The sequence below is a fragment of the Perlucidibaca sp. genome, assembly GCF_057084925.1.
On sequence record NZ_JBXMRC010000016.1, the window covers coordinates 1 to 21,073 of the forward strand.

At 58.7% G+C, this 21,073-nt stretch carries 20 protein-coding genes and 1 pseudogene; 15 read left to right on the plus strand and 6 right to left on the minus strand.

Translation table 11 applies throughout. From position 1 onward, the window contains the following. The 5 genes and pseudogenes from gltB to AC14IB_RS04840 all read right to left on the minus strand — a co-directional run. Window positions 1-1,282 (minus strand): annotated as a pseudogene (gltB, locus tag AC14IB_RS04820) (glutamate synthase large subunit); the annotation flags it as partial. A 205-nt stretch (window positions 1,283-1,487) separates the two neighbouring features. Then, complete coding sequence (locus AC14IB_RS04825; protein ID WP_484230814.1) at window positions 1,488-2,222, minus strand: hypothetical protein; 735 nt, start codon at window positions 2,220-2,222, stop codon at window positions 1,488-1,490. Next, window positions 2,222-3,325, minus strand: a complete 1,104-nt coding sequence (gene aroB / locus AC14IB_RS04830; protein WP_484230815.1) for a 3-dehydroquinate synthase — start codon at window positions 3,323-3,325, stop codon at window positions 2,222-2,224. Before aroB ends, AC14IB_RS04825 begins: the two co-directional genes overlap by 1 nt. A gap of 38 nt (window positions 3,326-3,363) precedes the next feature. After that, window positions 3,364-3,873: a shikimate kinase AroK gene (gene aroK / locus AC14IB_RS04835; protein ID WP_484230869.1), complete on the minus strand. Its 510-nt coding sequence runs from the start codon at window positions 3,871-3,873 to the stop codon at window positions 3,364-3,366. Beyond that, on the minus strand, window positions 3,806-5,191 hold the full coding sequence (locus AC14IB_RS04840; protein WP_484230816.1) for a secretin N-terminal domain-containing protein: 1,386 nt from the start codon (window positions 5,189-5,191) through the stop codon (window positions 3,806-3,808). The genes aroK and AC14IB_RS04840 overlap by 68 nt, the downstream gene beginning before the upstream one ends. Window positions 5,192-5,337: 146 nt before the next feature. Here AC14IB_RS04840 and AC14IB_RS04845 point away from each other — a divergent pair, with 146 nt between their 5' ends. After that, on the plus strand, window positions 5,338-7,791 hold the full coding sequence (locus AC14IB_RS04845; protein WP_484230817.1) for a penicillin-binding protein 1A: 2,454 nt from the start codon (window positions 5,338-5,340) through the stop codon (window positions 7,789-7,791). A gap of 19 nt (window positions 7,792-7,810) precedes the next feature. On the opposite strand, the gene AC14IB_RS04850 is transcribed toward AC14IB_RS04845, so the two are convergent. Further along, the gene (locus AC14IB_RS04850) at window positions 7,811-10,006 is read right to left on the minus strand and encodes a primosomal protein N' (RefSeq protein WP_484230818.1); all 2,196 of its coding nucleotides are present in this window, start codon (window positions 10,004-10,006) and stop codon (window positions 7,811-7,813) included. A gap of 244 nt (window positions 10,007-10,250) precedes the next feature. Here AC14IB_RS04850 and rpmE point away from each other — a divergent pair, with 244 nt between their 5' ends. From rpmE to tatC, 14 genes are all read left to right on the plus strand, one after another. Further along, window positions 10,251-10,466: a 50S ribosomal protein L31 gene (rpmE, locus tag AC14IB_RS04855; protein ID WP_068858069.1), complete on the plus strand. Its 216-nt coding sequence runs from the start codon at window positions 10,251-10,253 to the stop codon at window positions 10,464-10,466. A gap of 150 nt (window positions 10,467-10,616) precedes the next feature. Next, window positions 10,617-12,419, plus strand: coding sequence for an arginine--tRNA ligase (argS, locus tag AC14IB_RS04860; protein WP_484230819.1), 1,803 nt, complete (start codon window positions 10,617-10,619; stop codon window positions 12,417-12,419). Continuing rightward, window positions 12,419-13,093, plus strand: coding sequence for an SPOR domain-containing protein (locus tag AC14IB_RS04865; protein ID WP_484230820.1), 675 nt, complete (start codon window positions 12,419-12,421; stop codon window positions 13,091-13,093). The genes argS and AC14IB_RS04865 overlap by 1 nt, the downstream gene beginning before the upstream one ends. Further along, on the plus strand, window positions 13,090-13,614 hold the full coding sequence (gene hslV / locus AC14IB_RS04870) for an ATP-dependent protease subunit HslV (RefSeq protein ID WP_068858066.1): 525 nt from the start codon (window positions 13,090-13,092) through the stop codon (window positions 13,612-13,614). The genes AC14IB_RS04865 and hslV overlap by 4 nt, the downstream gene beginning before the upstream one ends. 5 nt (window positions 13,615-13,619) lie before the next feature. Beyond that, window positions 13,620-14,981, plus strand: a complete 1,362-nt coding sequence (gene hslU / locus AC14IB_RS04875) for an ATP-dependent protease ATPase subunit HslU (protein WP_484230821.1) — start codon at window positions 13,620-13,622, stop codon at window positions 14,979-14,981. 41 nt (window positions 14,982-15,022) lie between these two features. Next, a complete protein-coding gene (locus AC14IB_RS04880) occupies window positions 15,023-15,796 on the plus strand; it encodes a DUF8198 family protein (protein ID WP_484230822.1) in 774 nt (257 codons plus the stop codon). Between the two features lie 78 nt (window positions 15,797-15,874). Continuing rightward, entirely contained in the window at window positions 15,875-16,699 is an 825-nt protein-coding gene (gene ubiE / locus AC14IB_RS04885) for a bifunctional demethylmenaquinone methyltransferase/2-methoxy-6-polyprenyl-1,4-benzoquinol methylase UbiE (protein WP_484230870.1), read from the plus strand. A 30-nt stretch (window positions 16,700-16,729) separates the two neighbouring features. Beyond that, a complete protein-coding gene (locus tag AC14IB_RS04890) occupies window positions 16,730-17,386 on the plus strand; it encodes a ubiquinone biosynthesis accessory factor UbiJ (protein WP_484230823.1) in 657 nt (218 codons plus the stop codon). Further along, complete coding sequence (locus tag AC14IB_RS04895) at window positions 17,386-18,951, plus strand: ABC1 kinase family protein (protein WP_484230824.1); 1,566 nt, start codon at window positions 17,386-17,388, stop codon at window positions 18,949-18,951. The genes AC14IB_RS04890 and AC14IB_RS04895 overlap by 1 nt, the downstream gene beginning before the upstream one ends. Before the next feature lie 50 nt (window positions 18,952-19,001). After that, window positions 19,002-19,382: a phosphoribosyl-AMP cyclohydrolase gene (gene hisI / locus AC14IB_RS04900; protein WP_484230825.1), complete on the plus strand. Its 381-nt coding sequence runs from the start codon at window positions 19,002-19,004 to the stop codon at window positions 19,380-19,382. Continuing rightward, window positions 19,382-19,714: a phosphoribosyl-ATP diphosphatase gene (locus AC14IB_RS04905; RefSeq protein ID WP_484230826.1), complete on the plus strand. Its 333-nt coding sequence runs from the start codon at window positions 19,382-19,384 to the stop codon at window positions 19,712-19,714. The genes hisI and AC14IB_RS04905 overlap by 1 nt, the downstream gene beginning before the upstream one ends. 29 nt (window positions 19,715-19,743) lie before the next feature. Then, window positions 19,744-19,986, plus strand: coding sequence for a twin-arginine translocase TatA/TatE family subunit (tatA, locus tag AC14IB_RS04910; protein ID WP_484230827.1), 243 nt, complete (start codon window positions 19,744-19,746; stop codon window positions 19,984-19,986). Between the two features lie 3 nt (window positions 19,987-19,989). Next, window positions 19,990-20,286, plus strand: a complete 297-nt coding sequence (gene tatB, locus AC14IB_RS04915; protein ID WP_484230828.1) for a Sec-independent protein translocase protein TatB — start codon at window positions 19,990-19,992, stop codon at window positions 20,284-20,286. Continuing rightward, the gene (gene tatC / locus AC14IB_RS04920; RefSeq protein ID WP_484230829.1) at window positions 20,283-21,044 is read left to right on the plus strand and encodes a twin-arginine translocase subunit TatC; all 762 of its coding nucleotides are present in this window, start codon (window positions 20,283-20,285) and stop codon (window positions 21,042-21,044) included. Before tatB ends, tatC begins: the two co-directional genes overlap by 4 nt. Window positions 21,045-21,073: the final 29 nt, after the last annotated feature.

The following is a 21,073-nucleotide window of genomic DNA, read 5'->3' on the forward strand; positions in this document are numbered from 1 at the left end:
CATTCTTGAGCAGGGCATCGACGGCATTGTTGTCGAGCAGCTCGCCCTTCTGCGTATCGATGGCGACGATCTTGCCCGGACCGACACGGCCCTTGGACACGACATCTTCCGGCTTGTAATCCCAGACGCCAATTTCTGACGCCAGCGTGATGTAGCCGTTCTTGGTGATGACCCAACGCGCCGGACGCAGACCGTTACGGTCGAGCATGCACACGGCATAGCGCCCGTCGGTAATAACCAGACCGGCCGGACCATCCCAAGCTTCCATGTGCTTGGCGTTGTATTCGTAGAACGCACGCAGATCGGCGTCCATCGACTCCACGTTCTGCCAAGCCGGTGGCACCAGCATACGCAGGGCGCGGAACAGACCCATGCCGCCGCCGAGCAGGATCTCCAGCATGTTGTCCATGGACGACGAGTCGGAGCCGGTGCGGTTCACCAGCGGCGTCAGCTCAGTGAGACCGGGCAGATCCGGGTGCGTGAACTTCGGCGTGCGCGCTACGGCCCAGTTGCGGTTACCGCTGACGGTGTTGATTTCACCGTTGTGCGCGAGGTAGCGGAACGGCTGTGCCAGCGGCCAGCGCGGCAGCGTATTGGTGGAGAAGCGCTGGTGAAACACGCAGATATGCGTTTCCAGACGCTCGTCGCCGAGATCCTTATAGAACACCGGCAAGTCGGCCGGCATCACCAGGCCCTTATAGGAGATGACCTGGGTCGACAGCGTGGTGACATAGAACAGCGGGTCAGCCTTGAGCTGCTGTTCGGCACGGCGGCGTGCCATAAACAGCTTGCGATTGGCCTCGACCTCATCCATCGAGCCGGCATTAACCAGCACTTGCTCGAACACCGGCAGCGAACGCAGAGCGATTTCGCCGAGGATGCTGTTGTCGGTGGGCACCGTGCGCCAGCCAGCCAGCGTCAGACCTTCAGCCTCAACTTCCTTTTTCAGGATAGCGCGGGCGTTGGCAGCCAGGGCGGGGTCGGTATTGAGAAACACCAAGCCGACCGCAAAGGTATCGGTCAGGGTGACACCCAGCTCTTCCTGCGCAACGGCACGGAAGAAGGCACGCGGCATCGCCAGCAACAGGCCGCAGCCGTCGCCAGTCTTGCCATCAGCGGCGATAGCACCGCGATGGGTCATGCAGCTGAGTGAATGAATCGCTGTCTGGACCAGATGGTGACTGGTCTCGCCCTTCATCTGTGCGATGAGGCCGAAACCGCAGTTGTCACGAAACTCATCCGGGTGGTACAGACCCGCGTTGACGACCGGCTGCTCTAGCATCAGTTATACCTTGGAAAACAAAGGTTTAAGAATTCTTACGCGCAGGCAAAAACCGCGCTGGGCGCAAAATTGGACGCGTATAGTAGGTGAAAAGGCGTTTTCACTCAATTGATGCAAGCCGCTCAGACCGCCTCATTTCATAAAATTTGCCAATTAACCTCTACTCACGGAGCAAGTTTCAGGCCAGTCCCTGGCCTTGCCGACCCTACAAGGTGTCGACAGGGATTGCACCTGGGGTGGAATTTGCCTTGGGCTGCACCGGAATGACCATAGGCGACGAGCCTGTCGGCACTTGGAGTGCGGGGTCATCATCGGTAATGGTTGATGAGGGGTTAGCTGGCGCCGCCATACCCTCAGCTGCCCCCTGCAACGAGGCTTCAGCGGCAAATGCTGCCTCTGCATCACTTTGTAGCGCGCCCCAAGCCCGTGGCATTTTTCCGGGCAAGCCGGTCAACGCTGCCGCCACTTCTTCTGCCTGCTGACGACTGGCAAACTGGCCATAGGTCAGTACATAGCGTGGACCCGACGATGAGCCATCTGCCGCATCAATCGTTGCCGGCAGCACTATATAGTGAAATTGATCCTTATCACTGCGGCTCGACAATAGATCACCGATACGGCGCTCATCCTCGAACACGGCAACCTGCAGAGTGAAGCTGGCGGCATCCTGCGACAGCAGCCAGGCCTTATCACGATACTGTGCTGTTCGCTGTGGCGCCGAGGCCTCGATAGGCACAGGTTGCGCGCCACCGTTATCTTTCACCAACGAGGGCAGCGCACCAAAGCTGTCACTAAAACCTGCCTCGCCAAACCCCACGTTCGCCAAGATACGTTCTTGGAACAGCGCCTTTACCGGCGTTTGCAACCACAAGCCCAACACGCCCAGCACGAATAAAACTAAAAAGGCATTGCCTAATCGTTGTTGCGACTTTGCCGTCATCACCCCACTACTCCTTCACACGCGGCGACTAACGTGGCCTGCACATGCGCGGGCGACGCTTGATCGGTAACAATCGCCTCACCCAATTGCTTCAACAGCACCAGGCGCAAACGACCATCCACATTCTTTTTATCCACCGCCATGTGCTGCATAAATATCGCAGGCGTCATGCCGGCAGGAGCGGCCACGGGCAGCCCAGCACGTAACAGCAGGGCTTTCACGCGCGCCACATCCGCAGGCGTGAGCCAGCCTTCACGGCAGGACAGATCCGCTGCCAGCAACATGCCTGCGCCCACCGCCTCGCCATGCAGCCACTCGCCATAGCCCATACCGGTTTCTATGGCATGGCCAAAGGTATGGCCCAAGTTGAGCAGCGCTCGGATATCGTTTTGCTCAAATTCATCGGCAGCGACTACATCGGCCTTGTTTTGGCAGGAGCGCTCAATGGCTTCTGCCAGCAACGACGAATCCCGCGCCATCAGCCCTTCCATGTGCGTTTCCAACCAGCACAAAAAGTCGAGATCGCGAATGAGCCCGTACTTAATGACCTCGGCCAGCCCCGCCGATAATTCGCGCTGCGGCAAGGATTTCAACACGCCGGTGTCGGCAAGCACGACGCGAGGCTGCTGAAAGGCCCCGATCATATTTTTGCCCAGCGGATGGTTAATGCCCGTTTTCCCGCCCACCGACGAATCGACCTGAGAAAGCAAAGTAGTCGGCACCTGAATAAAATCGACGCCGCGCTGATAGCAGGCCGCTGCGAAACCGGTCATGTCGCCGATAACGCCGCCGCCCAAGGCAATCAGGGTGGCTTTACGACTAAAGCGAGCCTGCAATAAGGCATCGAAAATCTGATTCAAATGCTGCCAATCTTTGTATTGCTCGCCATCGGGCAGCACAACCTCGGCCACGGTCAATCCAGCTGACAATAAGCTGGCGCGCAAGGTCCCGGCATAAAGCGGCGCAACGGTTTCATTGCTGACCAGCAACACCTGTTTGCCGCGAATATGCGGCAACACCAAGTCCGCTCTCGCCAGCACACCATCCCCAATATAAATAGGGTAACTGCGATCGCCTAAGGCCACATTTAACACGGTATGCATTTCAATCTCTCAGTCTGCTAGCACGCCAAACACGCGCCTTAGCGTGCACCTAATTTCTGCAAAATATGCCATGCCACTTCCCGCGCACTGACACGCTCGGTGGGCATGATGTGATGAGCCACTTCACGGTACAACGGGTCTCGTTGCTGCAGGAGCTCAGCCAAACGCGCCCGAGGATCTGCCGTTTGTAACAACGGGCGATTCTGATCCCGCGCGGTCCGTTCCAGCGAGCGCTCCACCGTGGTTTCCAAATAAATGACGGTGCCGCGCTCATGTAAATGGCGGCGATTGCTCTCGCGCATGACCGCTCCACCGCCGGTGGCCAAAACCACATGACGGCGCTGCGTGAGCACATCAATGACATGTTCTTCGCGCTGACGAAAGCCTTCTTCACCTTCGATATCAAAGATCCACGGAATGTTTGCGCCCGTACGCGCCTCAATTTCATGATCGGAGTCTAAAAACTCCCAGTGCAAGATTTCAGCAAGCTGCCGCCCGATGGTGGTCTTGCCCGCGCCCATGGGCCCGACCAAATAGATGTTTTGAATAGGTGTTGGCAGCATCTGAAGTCTCAACCGCCCGCGGATCGGTCTGCGGCGCTGGCCATAAGCCAGACGCATTCAACACCCGTGGCGTAACAAAAATAAGTAGCTCCTGCTTGTCTTCGCGAACCTGATGGCGTCGAAACAAGTAGCCCAATAACGGGATATTACCCAGTACTGGCACCTGACTGACAGAGCGAACCGACTGAGTACGAAAAATTCCGCCCAACATCAAGGTTTGGTTGTCACTTAAGCGCACCTGTGTTTTCAGTCGATTGGTCTCGATTGCTCTCGCGCCGCTGGCCTGAAGCTCGCCCGGACTGTCGTGTTTTAGCTCAAGATCCAGCACCACTTGCCCCTCTGCCGTCACGCTAGGCGTAGCCTCTAGACTGAGCTCTGCATTCACAAAGCGCGTGGTGGTCGCGCCACTATGGGTGGTTTCTTGATAGGGAATTTGCTGGCCTGAGGCGATTAGGCCCTTTTGGTGCTCTGCCGTGAGTACGCTGGGCCTCGCTAAAATATCGCCGTGGCCATTGCTTTCAAGGGCAGATAACTCAACATCCAAAGCATGGCCACTTAACCCCAGCACCCCATAGCGCAGCGCTGAAACCTCAGCGCCTGGCGCCGTTAGCGGCACTTTCCCCGTCCATTCCGGCCCGCTGACTTGCCAGCGCGCTCCCAGGGCTTGCGCCTGTGTCCGCGATACGGCGACCAACCGTGTTTCCATCAACACCTGACGCGATGGCTTATCCAGCTGACTCAGCCAGCCCTTAAGCTGCACGAGACGTTCGGCAGTATCTGTCACGATTAGGGTATTGGTACGCGCATCGACATCAACGCGACTTCGAGGCCCAAGCAAGCGCTCATTCGCACCCGCACTCAGCCATTTCGCTAGATCACTGGCTAGCGCATGCTGTAGCGACAGCAGCTGCGTTTGTACCGGCAGCTGTATTTCTCGAGCCTGCTGCCCGGCCAGCTGTTGCTTAGCCCATTGCGCTGCATCTTCACCAGTTCCGACCCACAGGAGCTTTCGCTGGGATGACAGCCGATGCGCTTGCATCACCAGTCCGCGCGCTTTAATCAAGGCCAACAAGGCCTCACGCGGCTTTTCCGGCGACAGTTTAAAGCTGACCCGCCCTTGAACGCCGTCGGCGAGCAGCAGATCGCAACGCGCACTTTCGGCCAACTGAAGCAGCAAAACCCTGATGTCCACATCGGCAACCTGGGCGCTGAGTGTGCTCTCACGCCCCGCCGCAAGTCCGGTCACGCTAATAAAAACCCACACCAAGCCGCACACCGCTGCGCGTACGATCCCTGTTCTCATGTTGAACATCCCTATCCACGACATCCTGTCGCCCATGAGATGTAGCAACGAAGTGGCATTTACGCAAACACGCAGGCACGCTTTTCTTCCTCGCCTTATACTTCGCTCCATAAGTCCTAGTTTTGGACGTTTCACGAGAGCTTTGCATGACTGCTGCAGCTTCCCCCTTTCGCCTGATGCGCTGGCTCGGGCTCGCATTAACCGGTATTACGCTGGGCGCCAGCGGCTCCTACCTCGCCTTAACACCACAACTGCCGGATATTTCCACGCTGAAATCCGTGGAATACGAAACGCCGCTACAAGTCTTCTCTCGTGACGGCAAGCTCATTAGCGAATTTGGCATCAAACACACCATTCCGCTGAGATACAAAGAAATTCCCAAGCCCTTTGTGCAAGCTTTTTTAGCGGCTGAGGATGATCAATTCTTTCAGCACGATGGCATTGACTACGCCGGCCTCGGCCGCGCCTTCAGTGAGATCCTCACCACGGGCAATATTCGCTCGGGCGGCTCCACCATTACCATGCAGGTAGCGAAAAACTACTTCCTGAGCTCGGAGCGCACCTTTAGCCGCAAGTTCACCGAGTTGATGCTGGCTAAGCGCATTGAAGACTCGCTCAGCAAAGAGGAAATTCTTGAGCTATACCTGAACAAAATTTACCTCGGACAGCGCGCCTACGGCATCGGAGCCGCCGCAAAAATCTATTATGGCAAATCCGTGCAACAGCTCACGCTGGCGGAAATGGCAATGATCGCCGGCCTGCCAAAAGCCCCCTCCAAGTACAATCCGGTGAGTAACGCGGAACGTGCGCTGATTCGTCGTAACTGGATTATTGGCCGCATGCTCAAGCTCGGCTACATCAGCCAGAAAGCCCACGATGCGGCGATTGCCGCGCCGGTCGCGCTCAATTTCAAGGCCAGCATGCAGGATGTGCAGGCACCTTGGCTGGCTGAAATGGTGCGCGAGTCGTTACTGGAGCGTTTTGGCAAATCCGTTTACGACACGGGCTACAAGGTCTATACCACGGTGGATTCACGCAACCAGAATGCTGCGAGCGCTGCGGTGATCAGTGGCTTGCTCGCTTATGACCAACGCCACGGCTGGCGTGGCCCCGAAGGCAATGGCGACTTAGCGGCATTGAAGAAGCTGAGTCGCGTGGGTGGGCTTGAGCCCGTGCGGGTGGCCACGGTCAACGCCCGCAGTATCGTCGTGGAAATGCGCTCCGGTGAGCGCGTCACCATTCCTTGGGAAGGTCTGCGCTGGGCCCGCCCCTACATCAACGTCAACAGCATTGGCGCTGCGCCAACGTCGGCCGGCAGCATCGTAAAGGTCAACGATTTCGTGCGCCTGCAAGCGGCGGGAAAATCCTGGCGACTAGCACAAATCCCTGCCGTGCAAGGCCAGCTCATTGCCATGAATCCGGACTCTGGCGCGGTCGAGGCGATTGTCGGTGGCTTTGACTTCAGCCAAAGCAAATTTAACCGTGCGGTGCAAAGCTGGCGTCAGGCGGGCTCCACCATCAAGCCACTCATTTATGCCAAGGCGCTGGAAAGCGGCTATACCCCACTGAGCATGATTGATGACTCGCCACTGACTTTTGGCGACTGGTCACCCAGCAACTCCGACGGCGAGTTCATGGGCCCGATTACGCTACGCCGCGCCCTCTATTTGTCACGCAATTTGGTTTCTATTCGACTGCTGCAGGCAGTGAGTGTGGGCGATGCCCGTGAGTACCTGAGTCGTTTCAGCCTGGAAAAATCCCGCATGCCGCAGGACTTAACTTTAGCACTGGGCTCCGCTGAAGTGCTGCCCATTCAGATGGCCACTGCCTACGCCAGCATTGCCAATGGCGGCCTGCGCGTGAACCCTTATTTCATCGAGAAAGTTGTCGACAGAACCGGAAAGGTTGTCTTCCAAGCAGAGCCCAAGCGCGTTTGTCGCCCCTGCGAGCTCCCTTTACCGGCTCCGGTGGTCACATCGGACGGCCGCGTTGAGCCTAACGAGGTCATCCCCGGCGTAACGCCTCCGACCACGCCCAGCAGCAGTGGCAATATTTCAGGCCAGGGCAACAGCATCAATGTCGTGACTCCCACGCCGGAAGCTTATGTGCCTGCCCACCCGGTGGCTTTGCGCATCATGCGACCACGGGCGGCACGCCAGATGTATTCGATTTTGCAGGATGTGATTCAGCGTGGTACTGGGCGTGGCGCGCTGAGCTTGGGCCGCGCCGATTTAGCCGGCAAAACAGGTACGACAAATGATGCCCGTGATGCTTGGTTCGCCGGCTTTAATGCACAAATGGTGGCGGTATCGTGGGTGGGTTTTGATGAACCGAAAAGTCTCGGCAAGGTCGAATACGGTGGCTATGCAGCACTACCTATCTGGAATCAGTACATGGCTACTGCCCTGCGCGGCATGCCATTCAGCATGCCCCCCAACCCGGCAGGCTTGTCGTCTGTTCGCGTGAATCGAATGACCGGCCAACAAGCTGACGCCTCTGACCCGGAAGCGATCGACGAGCTGGTGCCGACGGAACAGCTGCCCAACGATGCCAACGCATCGCCAGCGCCATTGCCTGCTCCTGAAGTCATTATGCCCTGAGGTACTTCCGCAGGAGCCGCTATTGCAGCTCCTGCGGATCGACGTCAATCGACCAGCGCACTTGCCTCGCACTGGGCAGCGCGTCCAGCCAAGGCACTAATGTCGCCAGCAAGGCATGCAAGGTCTTTCGGTCGTCAGCTTTAAGTAATAAGTGCACCCGATTCAATCCGGCTTTGCGGGCCATCGGCGCCGGAACTGGCCCCCACGCTTGCACACCGTACTTGCCCTGCACAATTTCTACTGCCGCTTGCTGCAAGAAGGTCATGGGCAAGTCTGCTCGGGTCGCCTCCGCCCGCAGCAAAGCCAAATACCCAGCCGGTGGCAGACCCAAGAGCTGACGTTCATTCAACAGCGTCCGCGCAGCAGCAATGTAGCCCTGCGAAAGCAGCGTCACCAACAGTGGATGCTCGGGCTGATGGGTTTGCAGCCACATTTGCCCCGGTTTATCACCCCGCCCGGCGCGCCCGGCCACTTGCACTAACAACTGCGCCAAGCGCTCACCGCCGCGAAAATCCGCACTGAATAAGGCGCCATCCACATCGGGAATCAGCACTAGGGTGACGCGGGGGAAATGATGCCCTTTGGCGAGCATTTGCGTGCCCACCAAAATGGCCGGGCCGGGCTTATGAATTTCATCGAGCAAGCCTTGCAAGGCCCCCTTACGGCGTGTGCTATCCCGATCCACACGGTGAACGGGAATGCTGGGATGGGCCGCGATTAAGGCCTGCTCTAATCGCTCCGTGCCCACGCCCACGGGGCGCAAATCGCTGCTGTTACAGCTCGGGCAGTGACGCGGTGGCGCTTGCTCAAAGCCACAGTGATGACAGTGCAAACGCACAGGATCGCGGTGCAGCGTGGGGCGCGCATCGCAGCGGCTGCATTCGGCCTGCCAGCCACAATCATGGCAGAGCATGACCGGCGCGAAGCCCCGTCGATTCATAAACACCAGCACTTGCTCACCACGCGCCAGGGTTTCGGTGATCGCTTGGCGAGCCGCAGCGCATAAACCATCCTGAACGGGCTGGCCGCGTAAATCGAGGCAACGCACCACAGGCGCTTGCGCACCGCCCGCACGCTGGGTTAGCGACAAACGCTGGTAGCGTCCCGCCTGAACATTGGCTATGGACTCCAATGCGGGTGTTGCCGAGCCCAGCACAATGGGGATGTTTTCCAGTTGCGCCCGGCGCACTGCAACGTCTCGCCCGTGATAGCGAAAACCTTCTTGCTGCTTAAACGATAAATCATGCTCTTCATCGACAATGATCAGGCCGGGTCGAGCCATGGGCGTGAATACCGCCGAGCGGGTGCCAATAATCAGGCTGACCTCGCCCGCTCGTGCAGCACGCCACGCACTCAAGCGCTCATTATCGGTCAGACCAGAATGCAGAACGGCGACAGCACAGCGAAAGCGCGCCCGAAAACGCGCCACAGTTTGCGGGGTCAGGCCAATTTCGGGCACCAAGATCAGCACCTGTTTACCCGCCTGCAAAACATGCTCGATGTGCTGTAAATACACCTCAGTTTTGCCGCTGCCGGTGATGCCTTGCAACAAGGTCACGCGAAAGCCCGTTTGTGCAGTAAGCAAAGACAGTGCCGCCGCTTGCTCGGTATTGAGTGCTAACGGAGACTCTGCCAGCAGTGGCGTCACGGCTATCGCTGTGGCAGGCGCAGCCAACGCAATTCGCTCAACTAATTCTTTTTCTTGCAGCGCCAATAGCGCCTCACGACTCACGCCCAAGGCCTGCAACGCGGTACTGCTGAGCCCCTGCAGGTGTTCGTTCAGCACCTGCCACGCCTGTTGCTGCCTTGCGGCTCGACGCAACCCGTCGGGCACGAGAGCCTGGCCTCGCGCCGTTAAACGCCAGACTTGCGGATGAGGCGCCAGCAAGGGCTCGCCCTGACGAATCAGTACGGGCAGCATCTGACTCAAGGCATCGCCCAATGGATGTTGATAATACTGTGCAGCCCAGCGCGCCAGCGTCCATAGCGCCGGCGGTAGCGCCGGTTCGACATCGAGAATCTCGGTCACCGACTTTAATTTCGCGGTGGGCACATCACTTTCGCTCACCACATCCGTAACCAAGCCGATCAATGCCTGACGTCCAAACGGCACGCGCACGCGCACGCCCGCCACCGGAATAGGTGCTCCGGCCGGAAGGCGGTAATCAAAGACTTGTCGCAAGGGGGATGGCAGCGCCACCTGTATTAATTTCATCTCACAAGATTACCACCGCCACCGACGACTGGCGGTGGCGATCCCCGTCGCGATTGAACGAAAAGTGTACTTGGCCAAAAAGCAGACATCTTGTAGAATCCGCCACCTTGTTGTGCCCCGCTGAAACGAAGCGACAGTTTCGGTAGGCCAAAAGAATGGATTGATTTCGTACCTCTGCGTTTGCGTTTCACGCCCGCGAGGACGGCGAAGTCACCCGCCCCGTTCTTAACTAGAGGAATTTACTATGCGCGCCGATATTCATCCGCGTTACGAAGAAGTGACTGCCACTTGCTCCTGCGGCAACACCTTCAAAACTCGCTCCACCCTGTGCAAGAACTTCTTGATTGATACCTGCTCCGCTTGCCACCCGTTCTACACCGGCACGCAAAAGGTCGTCGACACCGGCGGTCGTATCGACAAGTTCAAGCAGCGCTTTGGCGCTCGCAGCTTCGCCAAGTAAGCACTGGCAGAGGCCGATCACTGTTAGGGTGATCGTAAAAGGCGAATACTCGGAAACGGGTGTTCGCCTTTTTTATTGGTACAATCGCGCCCACTTAAGCGCCCACAGGGCAGCTTGCTGACTAGCTCGCGACCCGCTTTGGAATAAATGATGAAGTCTGCACTCGAAAACCTGTTAACCACAGCCCTCGACACCCTGCGCGCCGACGGCGCTCTGCCGGCAGATTTCAGCCCGGCCATTCAGCTCGATCGCACGCGCGACAAGGCGCATGGCGACTGGGCCACCAACCTCGCATTGGCCAGCGCAAAAGCCGCTGGCCGCAAGCCACGCGAGATTGCCGACGCCATCGTTGCCGCCTTGCCCGCCAACGCCGTGGTGAGCAAGGTCGAAATTGCCGGCCCAGGCTTCATCAATTTTTTCCTGGCCGGTGCCACCGAATTTGCCGTGCTCAGCCAGATCTTCGCTGACGCTGCCAACTTTGGTCGCACACCGCGTCGCCAGCAGAAGCTACAGGTTGAATTCGTCTCCGCCAACCCGACTTCCTCGCTGCATGTCGGCCATGGTCGCGGTGCCGCCTACGGCATGACCGTGGCTAACCTACTCGATGCCGTCGGTTACGATGTGCAGCGCGAGTATTACGTTAACGATGCGGGTCGTCAGATGGCCATTCTCGCCACCTCGACTTATCTGCGCTATGTTGAATCGCATCCGGTCGAGTCCGGTATTGCTGCCGGCGCGGCGTTCGTGTTCCCGAGCAATGGCTATCGCGGCGATTACATCCGCGACATCGCCGCCAGCGTCACCGCCACGCACGGCGCAGCGCTGGTAAAGCCAGTTGCTGACCTGTTCGCGAATGTCCCTGCCGATGCCGTGAAAGATGCCGCGGGCGAGGTCATTTCCGGCGACAAGGAAGCTCACATTGACGGCCTCATCGCCAATGCCCGCGCCCTGCTCGGCAACGACGGCTACGACGTGTTTTTCCGCGCCGCCTTGGACAGCATCCTCAGCGACATCCGCCAGGATTTAGGCGAATTCGGCGTGCATTACGATGAGTGGTTCTCGGAAAAAACACTGGAAACCGACGGCTCCATCGAGCGCGCCGTTGCCCGCCTGACGGCCAATGGCCACACCTATGAAAAGTCCGGCGCGATCTGGTTCCGCTCCACCACGTTTGGTGACGATAAGGATCGCGTGCTGGTGCGTGACAACGGTCAGGGCACCTACTTCGCTTCCGACGTGGCTTATCACCTGAACAAATTTGAGCGCGGATTCGACCGCGTGGTGAATATCTGGGGCGCTGACCATCACGGCTACATCACCCGCGTGAAAGCCGCGCTGACCGCCCTCGGCCTCGATGCCGGCAAGCTCGACGTGTTGCTGGTGCAGTTCGTGTCGCTCTGGCGTGGCGGCGAACAGGTGCAGATGTCGTCGCGCTCCGGCCAGTTCATTCCGCTGCGCGAGCTGCGCGACGAAGTCGGCAATGATGCCGCGCGTTTCTACTACATCACGCGCAAGAGCGAGCAGCACATCGACTTCGATCTCGACCTCGCCGTGTCGCAGAGCAAGGACAATCCGGTCTACTACATCCAGTACGCTCACGCCCGCGTGTGCTCGATGCTGGAAAAGCTGGCCACCTTGGGCTGGACGCTGGATCGCGATGCTGGCCTGGCCGCGCTCGATCGCCTCGATAGCGACGCTGAGCGTGACCTCGCGAAGGCGCTACAACGCTACCCGGAAGTGCTGCTGAAAGCCGCTGAAGCCTACGAACCGCACCAGCTCTCGAACTACCTGAAGGAGCTGGCCAGCGAATTTCACGGCTGGTACAACAGCACCAAGATCCTCGTGGATGACGAGCCGCTGCGTCAGGCCAGGCTGACGCTCAGCCTCGGCGTGCGCCAGGTCATTGCCAACGGCCTCGGCCTGCTCGGTGTGGCTGCCCCGGAACGCATGTAATGAGTCGTCCGAATCCGCCTCGCGGTGCTAGTCGAACGCCCCGACCCGTTGGCAAGCCCAACAACACCGGGCGTGGCGGGCGCCGCACAACCAAGGCGTCTCCCAAGTCGTCGCCGACGAAAAAGCCTGGCCTAAAAAAAGGTCGCCTCGTGCTGGGCTTGATTCTGCTTGCAGGTCTGATTGCACTCCTAGTGATGCTGATGAAAAAGCCGGCCCCGCCAGTGGCCACGGTGCCACCAGCCCTTGCCGAAGCAACAGTGAAAACGCCTGAATCTGTGCCGAAGCCAGCGGAACGTTTCGCTTTTTATGAACTGCTCCCGCAGCAAAAAGTACTGCCCACGCGCACACCGGAAGCCAGACCAGCCCCTCGTCCCACGGGCGGCGCAAACGCGCCTTCGGAAGCGAGCTACTGGCTACAAGCCGGCGCGTTCAACAACCCCAATGAAGCCAATAGCCGCCGCGCCGCAATCAGCGCACTCGGCCTGCCCGCACGCATTAAGACGCATCGCGAAGGCGGCGCATTATTCCAGCGTGTTCTGGTTGGGCCATTTAATCAATTGGAGCGTCGTGACTTAGCGCGGATCAAGCTTAGCGAAGCTGGGCTGGATGCCATCCCTGTCAGCGCTCCCGCACAAAGTTCACTGCCCGCCCCATCGGAGATTCGTCAGCCATGACTACCATTCTCTCTGTCCGTCGCGGCAACACCGTCGTCCTCGGTGGCGATGGCCAAGTCTCGCTCGGCAACACGGTCATGAAGGGCAATGCCCGCAAGGTCCGTCGCCTGTACAAGGATCAAGTGCTGGCCGGTTTCGCCGGCGGCACGGCCGATGCCTTCACGCTCTTCGACTACTTCGAAGCCAAGTTGGAAAAGCACAGCGGCCATCTCGTGCGCGCTGCCGTGGAAATGGCCAAGGACTGGCGCACGGATCGCACGCTGCGTCGGCTCGAAGCCCTGCTCGCCGTCGCTGACAAACATGCGTCGCTGATCATCACCGGCAATGGTGATGTGCTGGAACCGGAGCACGGCATCATCGCCATCGGTTCCGGTGGCAACTATGCCCTCGCCGCCTCACGCGCGCTGATCGACCACAGCGAGCTGTCGGCCGAAGAGATTGTCAAATACGGGCTGACGATGGCTGGAGACATCTGCGTCTTCACCAATCATCAGCACACGCTCGAACGACTCGACTGGTAAACCTCATGACCGCCATGACTCCGCGCGAAATCGTGCACGAACTCGATCGTCATATCGTTGGCCAAAGCGGTGCCAAGCGCGCCGTCGCGCTAGCGCTGCGCAACCGCTGGCGACGGATGCAGCTGGCCGAGCATCTGCGCCCAGAAGTGACGCCAAAGAACATCCTCATGATCGGCCCCACTGGCGTCGGCAAAACTGAAATCGCCCGCCGCTTGGCCAAGCTCGCCAACGCGCCGTTTATCAAGGTTGAAGCCACGAAATTCACCGAAGTCGGTTATGTTGGGCGCGATGTTGAAACCATCATCCGCGACCTCGCTGACATGGCCTTGAAGATGATGCGTGAGCAGGCCATTGCCGAGGTTGGCCAACGTGCCGACGAGGCCGCCGAAGACCGTATTCTGGATGTGCTGCTGCGCCCAGCGCGTACCGCCAGCACCGGCTGGGATACCACCGAACCGGCCCCGGCCAGCGGCAGCGACAACGCCACGCGCCAGCTCTTCCGCCGCAAGCTGCGCAACGGCGAGTTGGACGAGCAGGAAATTGAAATCGAGCTCAGCCCGGTCGCGGCCTCGGTCGAGCTGATGACGCCGCCCGGCATGGAAGACATGGGCAATCAGCTGCAGAAGCTGTTTGCCGGTCTCGGCGGCGGCAAGACCAAGAGCCAGCGCCTGAAGATCCGCAAGGCGCTCAAACGCGTGCGCGAAGAGGAAGCCGGCAAGCTGGTCAGCGAAGAAGACCTGAAAACGCGGGCGCTGCATGCCGTCGAGCAAAACGGCATTGTCTTCATCGACGAAATCGACAAGGTCTGTCGCCGCGGCGAAACCTCGGGTGCCGATGTGTCACGCGAGGGCGTTCAGCGCGACCTGCTACCGCTGATCGAGGGCTGCACCGTCAACACCAAATACGGCATGGTGAAGACCGATCACATCCTGTTCATCTGCTCGGGCGCGTTCCACCTCGCCAAGCCATCGGATTTGATCCCGGAGCTGCAAGGTCGCCTACCCATCCGTGTTGAGTTGGAGGCACTGACCGCCAATGATTTCGAGCGCATCCTCACTGAGCCGAACTTCTCGCTGACCGAGCAATATGTGGCGCTATTGGGCACCGAGGGCTTGCAGATTCGTTTCGCGGACGATGCCATTCGCCGCCTTGCGGAAGTGGCTTGGCAGGTCAACGAGCGCACAGAGAATATCGGCGCACGTCGCCTGCACACGGTGCTTGAGCGTTTGCTTGAAGGCATCGCCTTTGATGCCAGCGACCTAGGCGCGAAACAAGCAGGCCAAGTGCTTACACTCACCAGCGCCGATGTGGATGCCCAGCTCGGCGCACTGGTTCAGGACGAAGACCTGAGCCGATTTATTTTGTAATGCCTTATTTGGAATGCACATTGCTGTAATGGAACTGAATCATGAGTCGCACTGCTGTTGCTGAACGCTACGAACCAAACATGAAAGAGACTGACATGCTGCCGCCACGGATTGATGAAACACAGAGCGCTGCCGATCGTATCCGGCACGGCATTGCGCGATACCGCTGCTGGCAGCGCCACGGCAATGACGCGCTTAACGCTCAGGTATTGGTCGTGCAGCAGCTGCAAATCGCCCGCCTGCGTCGTACCCATGAAAGCCTACTCGCAGACGACCGCTTCCGCCCCATCACCGAGTTTTTTCTCTGTGAAATCTACGCCGGCCTTGACCTGGACGAGCTGGCTCGCGAAATCGAAAAAGCCCTGCCGGTAGCCACTCGCATGCTGCCCGATTCCGTGCTGCGCACCGCAGCCATCGCCGTAGAAGCTAACGCACTGACCGGTGAGCTGGACGAAGAAGTGGCCCTGTGGCTGCATGCCGCTGGCATCACCGAGCCCACAGACAGCGACCTCATTGCCGCCTACCGTCGCTGCGACCAAGACGTGGCTAGACGCGAACAAATGCGCCTGCTGCGTGAGCTCGGCTTAGGCCTGGATCGCTATGTGCGCTCGCGTCTCATTACGGCCACCTTTAAGATGGCCGCGCGACCCGCGAAAATGGCGGGTCTCGGTGGCCTCTATGACTTCATGGGAAAAGGTTTTGCTGTGATGAAGCCAATGAAGTCTGTCGCCGACTTTCTCGATGATTTTTTGGGGCGCGAGGCTCGTATCCTCGACAAGCTCAACACAGACTGCGACGATCCCTTCGCGGTTTAATCCGATTGCCCGTTACGCTGCCCTTAGAGATTCGCCATGAGCCACCGCCGACCCGATCTGCCTCCTGCCAACGGCCCGATGAGCCGAGGCGAATCTGTGGCAGCGACCCAGCCGACGCCAAGCACTAGCAGCACGGCACCCCGCTCGCCCACACAGGCCTCAGGTGAAGTCACGCACTTCGGTTATCAGACCGTGGCGCGCGAAGAAAAGGCCGGCAAGGTCGCTGAAGTTTTTCACTCGGTGGCGGCCAAGTACGACATCATGAATGACCTGATGTCGCTGGGCATTCACCGTCTGTGGAAACGCTTCACGGTGGAGATGTCCGGTGTTCGCCCAGGTCAACAAGTGCTCGATATTGCCGGCGGCACTGGTGATCTCGCCCGCGCCTTTCATAAGGAAGTGGGCCCCACGGGGCGCGTCGTGCTCGCCGACATCAACTCGTCCATGCTCATGGTCGGCCGCGACAAGCTGCTCGATGTTGGCGTGGCGGGTCAGATCGAATTCGTTCAAGCCAATGCCGAATGTCTGCCGTTCGCGCCAGGCAGCTTCGACCTCATCACCATCGCTTTTGGCCTGCGAAATGTCACCGATAAAGATGCCGCCCTGCGCTCCATGTACCAATCGCTGAAGCCAGGCGGCCGATTACTCGTACTTGAGTTCAGTAAGCCCGTGGCCGAACCGCTGGCGAAAATCTATGACGCCTACTCCTTCTCGCTACTGCCGATGATGGGCAAGCTCGTGGCCAACGATGCGGAGAGCTATCGCTACTTGGCCGAGTCCATCCGCATGCACCCGGACCAGAACACGTTGAAGGGCATGATGGAAAGTGCCGGTTTCGAGCGTTGCGATTATCACAACCTCACCGGCGGCATTGTCGCCCTGCACCGTGGCTTTAAGTTCTAAGCCCGCGCCATTCGAGAACAGGACCGCTTTATGCCATCGCTACCCTACATGCTTGCCCTGCGCGGACTCGAGTCGCTGATCAATCAGGCGCTACGCTTTGATCCAGCAACACAACAGCGTCTGAATGCGCTGGCCGGGAAAAGTCTGTTCATCGAAACCCAATCGCCAGCCATCGCGGTGATGGTACAAATTCGAGAAAATCGTATTCGCTTGCTGGCCGAGTGCGATCAAAAACCGCACGCCACCATCGAAGCCGAAAGTGTGGCGCTGCTTAAATTGGCACTGTCTAAACAGCCGCAATTGATTGGCGGGCCGCTGCGTGTGCACGGCCAAGTTCAACTCATCGAGCAGTTGCACAGCATCGCGAAACAACTCGACATCGACTGGGAAGAACCACTGGCCATGCTCTGGGGCGATGTGGCGGGGCATCAGCTCGGCCAGCAGTTGCGTGGTCTCTTCAGCTTCGCGCAGAAAACTGCGAAAACGTTTCTAATGAATAGCAGCGAGTATCTGCAAGAAGAGCAAGAGCTCCTGCCAGTGCGCTGGGAAATCAACGAGTTCGTGCAAGAAAGTGAAGACCTGCGTGCCGACGTGGAGCGTCTGGAAGCACGGCTTCAGCGCTTGCAGCAACGCGTTACTAAGCTCACGGCGGCCGCCCCGCTCAACTCGGAGGGGATCAGCTCATGATGCGTCACTGGCCCCGCCTACTCCAGCTCTGGCGCGTCGCCGCCCGCTATCGCCTCGACACACTGTTACCGCCACCACCGACTGCTGCTGCACGACTCGCCCTGCTGGCGTTTCGCCTACATCCGGCCTGGTGGACCGCAGGAGCTGCCGCACAGAATCCAGCCCGAGTTCGTCTGGCCTTCGAAGAGTTGGGCCCGCTCTTTATTAAACTTGGCCAGCTGCTGGCGACACGCCGCGACCTGCTGGACCCCGCCTTGCTCGATGAGCTGGTGCATCTGCAGGAAAACGTGCCGCCGTTCCCGACCATCGAAGCCAAGGCTATTGTCGAGCGCGAACTGGCTATGCCGCTGGCACAGGCGTTCGCCCGCTTCGATGACGCTCCGCTGGCCGCAGCCTCCATCGCTCAAGTTCATACTGCTGCACTGCCGAATGGCCGTGAAGTCATCGTTAAGGTGCTACGACCCGGCGTAGCGGATCGCATCCGCACTGATATGGCACTGCTGAAAGATCTGGCCGCGCTCGCCGAAGCCCGCTTCGATCTGCGCGTGGTCCCGCTGTCGCGCATCGTCAGCGACTACGAGCGCACCCTGCTCGATGAGACCGATCTCGCCCGCGAAGCCGCCAACACGCGCCAGCTGCGCGCCAACTTTGTCGGCTCGCCGCTGTTCTACGTGCCGGAAGTCTATGACGCTAACGGCAGCCGTGAGGTGATGATCGCCGAGCGCATCGAAGGTGTACCGATCAGCGATCACGCCACCTTCGCCCGCCTCGGCATTGACCGTGAACGCTTGGCCAACAAGGGCCTGACCATCTTCTTCACGCAGGTCTTCCGCGACAACTTCTTCCATGCCGACATGCATCCTGGCAATGTCTATGTGGAGACCGGCAACCCGACCGATCCGCGCTTCATCGGCCTCGACTGCGCCATCGTGGGTTCGCTGCCGCCGGACGATCAGCTCACCATCGCGCAGATCCTGCTCAGCCTGATCCAGCGCGATTTCAACCAGCTCATCCGCACCGCTGCGCAAGCCGGTTGGGTGCCTGCCGGCGCACCGCTGGACTTCCTCGCGCAGGAGGTTCGCCGCCTGGTCGAACCGGTGCTGACGCAGCCCATCGACCAGATCAATCTGGCACCGATTCTCGCCGGCCTGCTCGACATGGCGCGCACGCACGGCCTGCAGATTCCGCCGCAGCTGGTACTGCTGCTGAAGACGCTGATTCACATCGAAGGCCTCGGTCGAGAGCTCTACCCGGCACTGGACATCTGGAGCCTGGCGCAGCCGCTGCTAAAGCAATGGATGACCGACCGCATCGGCCCAAAAGCCCTGCTCAAGCGCTTCACCGAAGACACACCGATTCTGCTCGCCGGCCTGCCCGAGCTGCCGCAGATGGTCTTCGATGCGCTCACGCAGATGCGCCAGAACGGTCAATGGCAGAGCCGCCAGATCGCCGAGCTGAAGGCCATCCAGCGTCAGTTGCAGAATCAGCACCGCCGCAGCAGCCTGCTGAGCTGGGCCACCCTGATTGCTGTAGCAGCCCTGTGCTGGCAAGTGCTCACGCAGTAAGGCGCTTTCCGTTATGCTAGAGCCCTGTTTTGGGGCAAGTGAGGCGCAACATGAATTGGTTAGATGCCATCAAATGGGATGGTAACGGACTGGTCCCGGCCATTGCCCAAGATCACGTCACGGGCCGTGTACTCATGGTGGCGTGGATGAACCGTGAAGCGCTAGCGCTCACCGTCAGCGAGCAGAGGGGCATCTATTGGTCGCGCTCCCGCAACAAACTCTGGCGCAAAGGCGAAGAGTCTGGCCACGTGCAAGTGCTGAAAGAGCTGCGCTTGGACTGCGATGGTGATGTCCTGGTGCTGCAAGTGGAGCAATTAGGTGGTATCGCCTGCCATACTGGGCGCGAATCTTGCTTTTACCAACGCTATGAAAATGGCGCATGGCAGGTAGTGGATGCCGTGCACAAAGACCCCCATGAGATATATGCGTGATGACAGATGTATTGAGCCAACTCGCTACCGTGCTTGCAGAGCGTAAACTCGCTTCGCCAGACAGCTCCTATGTGGCTAGCCTGTACCACAAGGGTCTGAACAAGATTCTCGAGAAAGTCGGTGAAGAGTGCACGGAAACCCTACTTGCCGCGAAAGATGCCGAACGCAGTGGCAGTACCGACGAGCTAGTTTATGAAACAGCAGACCTTTGGTTTCATACGCTGGTCATGTTGAGTCAGCTTAATGTGCACCCGGACGCGGTGCTGCAAGAACTGTCTCGTCGCTTCGACCTTTCTGGGCTGGCCGAAAAGGCCGCTCGTCAATCCTCTTAACCTGTATGCCCTCGGGCTTGGAGTAGAAAATGTCTGGACTCTCACTACCACACATTCTGCTGTTACTCGGCGTTGTTATTTTGGTCTTTGGCACCTCTAAACTTAAGAACCTGGGCAAAGACTTGGGTGGCGCCATCAAGGGCTTTAAAGAATCCATGAAGGGCGAAGAGGAGCCGGTTACGCCAACCCCGCCGCCCGCTCAAATCCAACAAGCACAAACACCGCCTGCTCAGCCCGTGCAACAGCCGACTGACCAGAAATCGGGCCAATAACCCATGTTTGATGTGGGCTTTAGCGAACTTCTCCTGCTCGCCGTTATTGCCTTGGTCGTGCTCGGCCCAGAGAAATTGCCGCATGCTGCGCGCATGACCGGCGCTTGGGTGGGCCGTATCCGCCGCATGATTGTGAGTGTGCAAGCCGATATTGAAAATGAAGTGGCTGCCGCTGAAATGCGTGAACGCATTAAGCAAGAAATGGAAAAAGTGAAAGCGGCATCTGGCCTAGATGAAGCCCAAGAAACTCTGAATACCGCTCTCGAAGCCCCTAAGCCCGAGCGCACTGAGAAGCCATGACCTCGCCTGCTGAACTGCCACCCACTGAAATGCCCTTGGTCACGCATCTGATTGAGCTGCGTACACGTCTAGTGCGCGTGGTTATTGCCTTGATCGTGGTGTTTTTTTCATTAGTCTATTTCGCTAACGACATTTATGCCCTGCTGTCTGCCCCATTGCGCGCACTACTTCCGCCGGGCAGCACCATGATTGCCACCGATGTGACCTCGCCGTTTATGGCGCCGTTTAAGTTAACCTTTTTTGTCTCACTGTTTGCCTGCGTGCCTTACATCCTGTTTCAGCTCTGGGGCTTTATTGCACCGGCGCTGTATACCCATGAGCGCCGCATTGCGATTCCCATTGTGCTCTCGAGTATTCTGTTGTTCTACGCGGGCGTGAGTTTCGCCTATTTCATTACGCTGCCCGCCATTCTTGGCTTTTTTACCAGCGTGGGCCCCGAAGGCGTGGCCATCATGACCGATATCAATCTGTATTTGGACTTCGCCCTCAAGCTGTTCCTTGTCTTTGGCTTCACCTTTGAAATACCCGTCGCGGTACTGGTGCTAATCGCAGCGGGCGTCATGGAAAGCGCAAGCTTGGCTGCTCAGCGCCGCTATATCATTGTTGGCTGCTTCTTTGTGGCCATGTTTCTGACCCCGCCTGATGCGCTGTCGATGACTATGCTAGCCGTACCCATGTGGCTGCTATTTGAAGTGGGCCTATTTGCTGGCAGCCTACTTGAAAAGCATCGCAAGAGAGCAAACGAGGCATCTTCGTAACAAAATACAACATCCTGTATGACTCCTGT

What these genes read in the sequence shown, in the direction of transcription:
- AC14IB_RS04825 (WP_484230814.1), bottom strand. Translation starts at nt 2,222, where the DNA reads ATGACGGCAAAGTCGCAACAACGATTAGGCAATGCCTTTTTAGTTTTA.
- aroB (WP_484230815.1), bottom strand. Translation starts at nt 3,325, where the DNA reads ATGCATACCGTGTTAAATGTGGCCTTAGGCGATCGCAGTTACCCTATT.
- AC14IB_RS04840 (WP_484230816.1), bottom strand. Translation starts at nt 5,191, where the DNA reads ATGAGAACAGGGATCGTACGCGCAGCGGTGTGCGGCTTGGTGTGGGTT.
- AC14IB_RS04845 (WP_484230817.1), top strand. Translation starts at nt 5,338, where the DNA reads ATGACTGCTGCAGCTTCCCCCTTTCGCCTGATGCGCTGGCTCGGGCTC.
- AC14IB_RS04850 (WP_484230818.1), bottom strand. Translation starts at nt 10,006, where the DNA reads ATGAAATTAATACAGGTGGCGCTGCCATCCCCCTTGCGACAAGTCTTT.
- rpmE (WP_068858069.1), top strand. Translation starts at nt 10,251, where the DNA reads ATGCGCGCCGATATTCATCCGCGTTACGAAGAAGTGACTGCCACTTGC.
- argS (WP_484230819.1), top strand. Translation starts at nt 10,617, where the DNA reads ATGAAGTCTGCACTCGAAAACCTGTTAACCACAGCCCTCGACACCCTG.
- AC14IB_RS04865 (WP_484230820.1), top strand. Translation starts at nt 12,419, where the DNA reads ATGAGTCGTCCGAATCCGCCTCGCGGTGCTAGTCGAACGCCCCGACCC.
- hslV (WP_068858066.1), top strand. Translation starts at nt 13,090, where the DNA reads ATGACTACCATTCTCTCTGTCCGTCGCGGCAACACCGTCGTCCTCGGT.
- hslU (WP_484230821.1), top strand. Translation starts at nt 13,620, where the DNA reads ATGACCGCCATGACTCCGCGCGAAATCGTGCACGAACTCGATCGTCAT.
- AC14IB_RS04880 (WP_484230822.1), top strand. Translation starts at nt 15,023, where the DNA reads ATGAGTCGCACTGCTGTTGCTGAACGCTACGAACCAAACATGAAAGAG.
- ubiE (WP_484230870.1), top strand. Translation starts at nt 15,875, where the DNA reads ATGAGCCGAGGCGAATCTGTGGCAGCGACCCAGCCGACGCCAAGCACT.
- AC14IB_RS04890 (WP_484230823.1), top strand. Translation starts at nt 16,730, where the DNA reads ATGCCATCGCTACCCTACATGCTTGCCCTGCGCGGACTCGAGTCGCTG.
- AC14IB_RS04895 (WP_484230824.1), top strand. Translation starts at nt 17,386, where the DNA reads ATGCGTCACTGGCCCCGCCTACTCCAGCTCTGGCGCGTCGCCGCCCGC.
- hisI (WP_484230825.1), top strand. Translation starts at nt 19,002, where the DNA reads ATGAATTGGTTAGATGCCATCAAATGGGATGGTAACGGACTGGTCCCG.
- AC14IB_RS04905 (WP_484230826.1), top strand. Translation starts at nt 19,382, where the DNA reads ATGACAGATGTATTGAGCCAACTCGCTACCGTGCTTGCAGAGCGTAAA.
- tatA (WP_484230827.1), top strand. Translation starts at nt 19,744, where the DNA reads ATGTCTGGACTCTCACTACCACACATTCTGCTGTTACTCGGCGTTGTT.
- tatB (WP_484230828.1), top strand. Translation starts at nt 19,990, where the DNA reads ATGTTTGATGTGGGCTTTAGCGAACTTCTCCTGCTCGCCGTTATTGCC.
- tatC (WP_484230829.1), top strand. Translation starts at nt 20,283, where the DNA reads ATGACCTCGCCTGCTGAACTGCCACCCACTGAAATGCCCTTGGTCACG.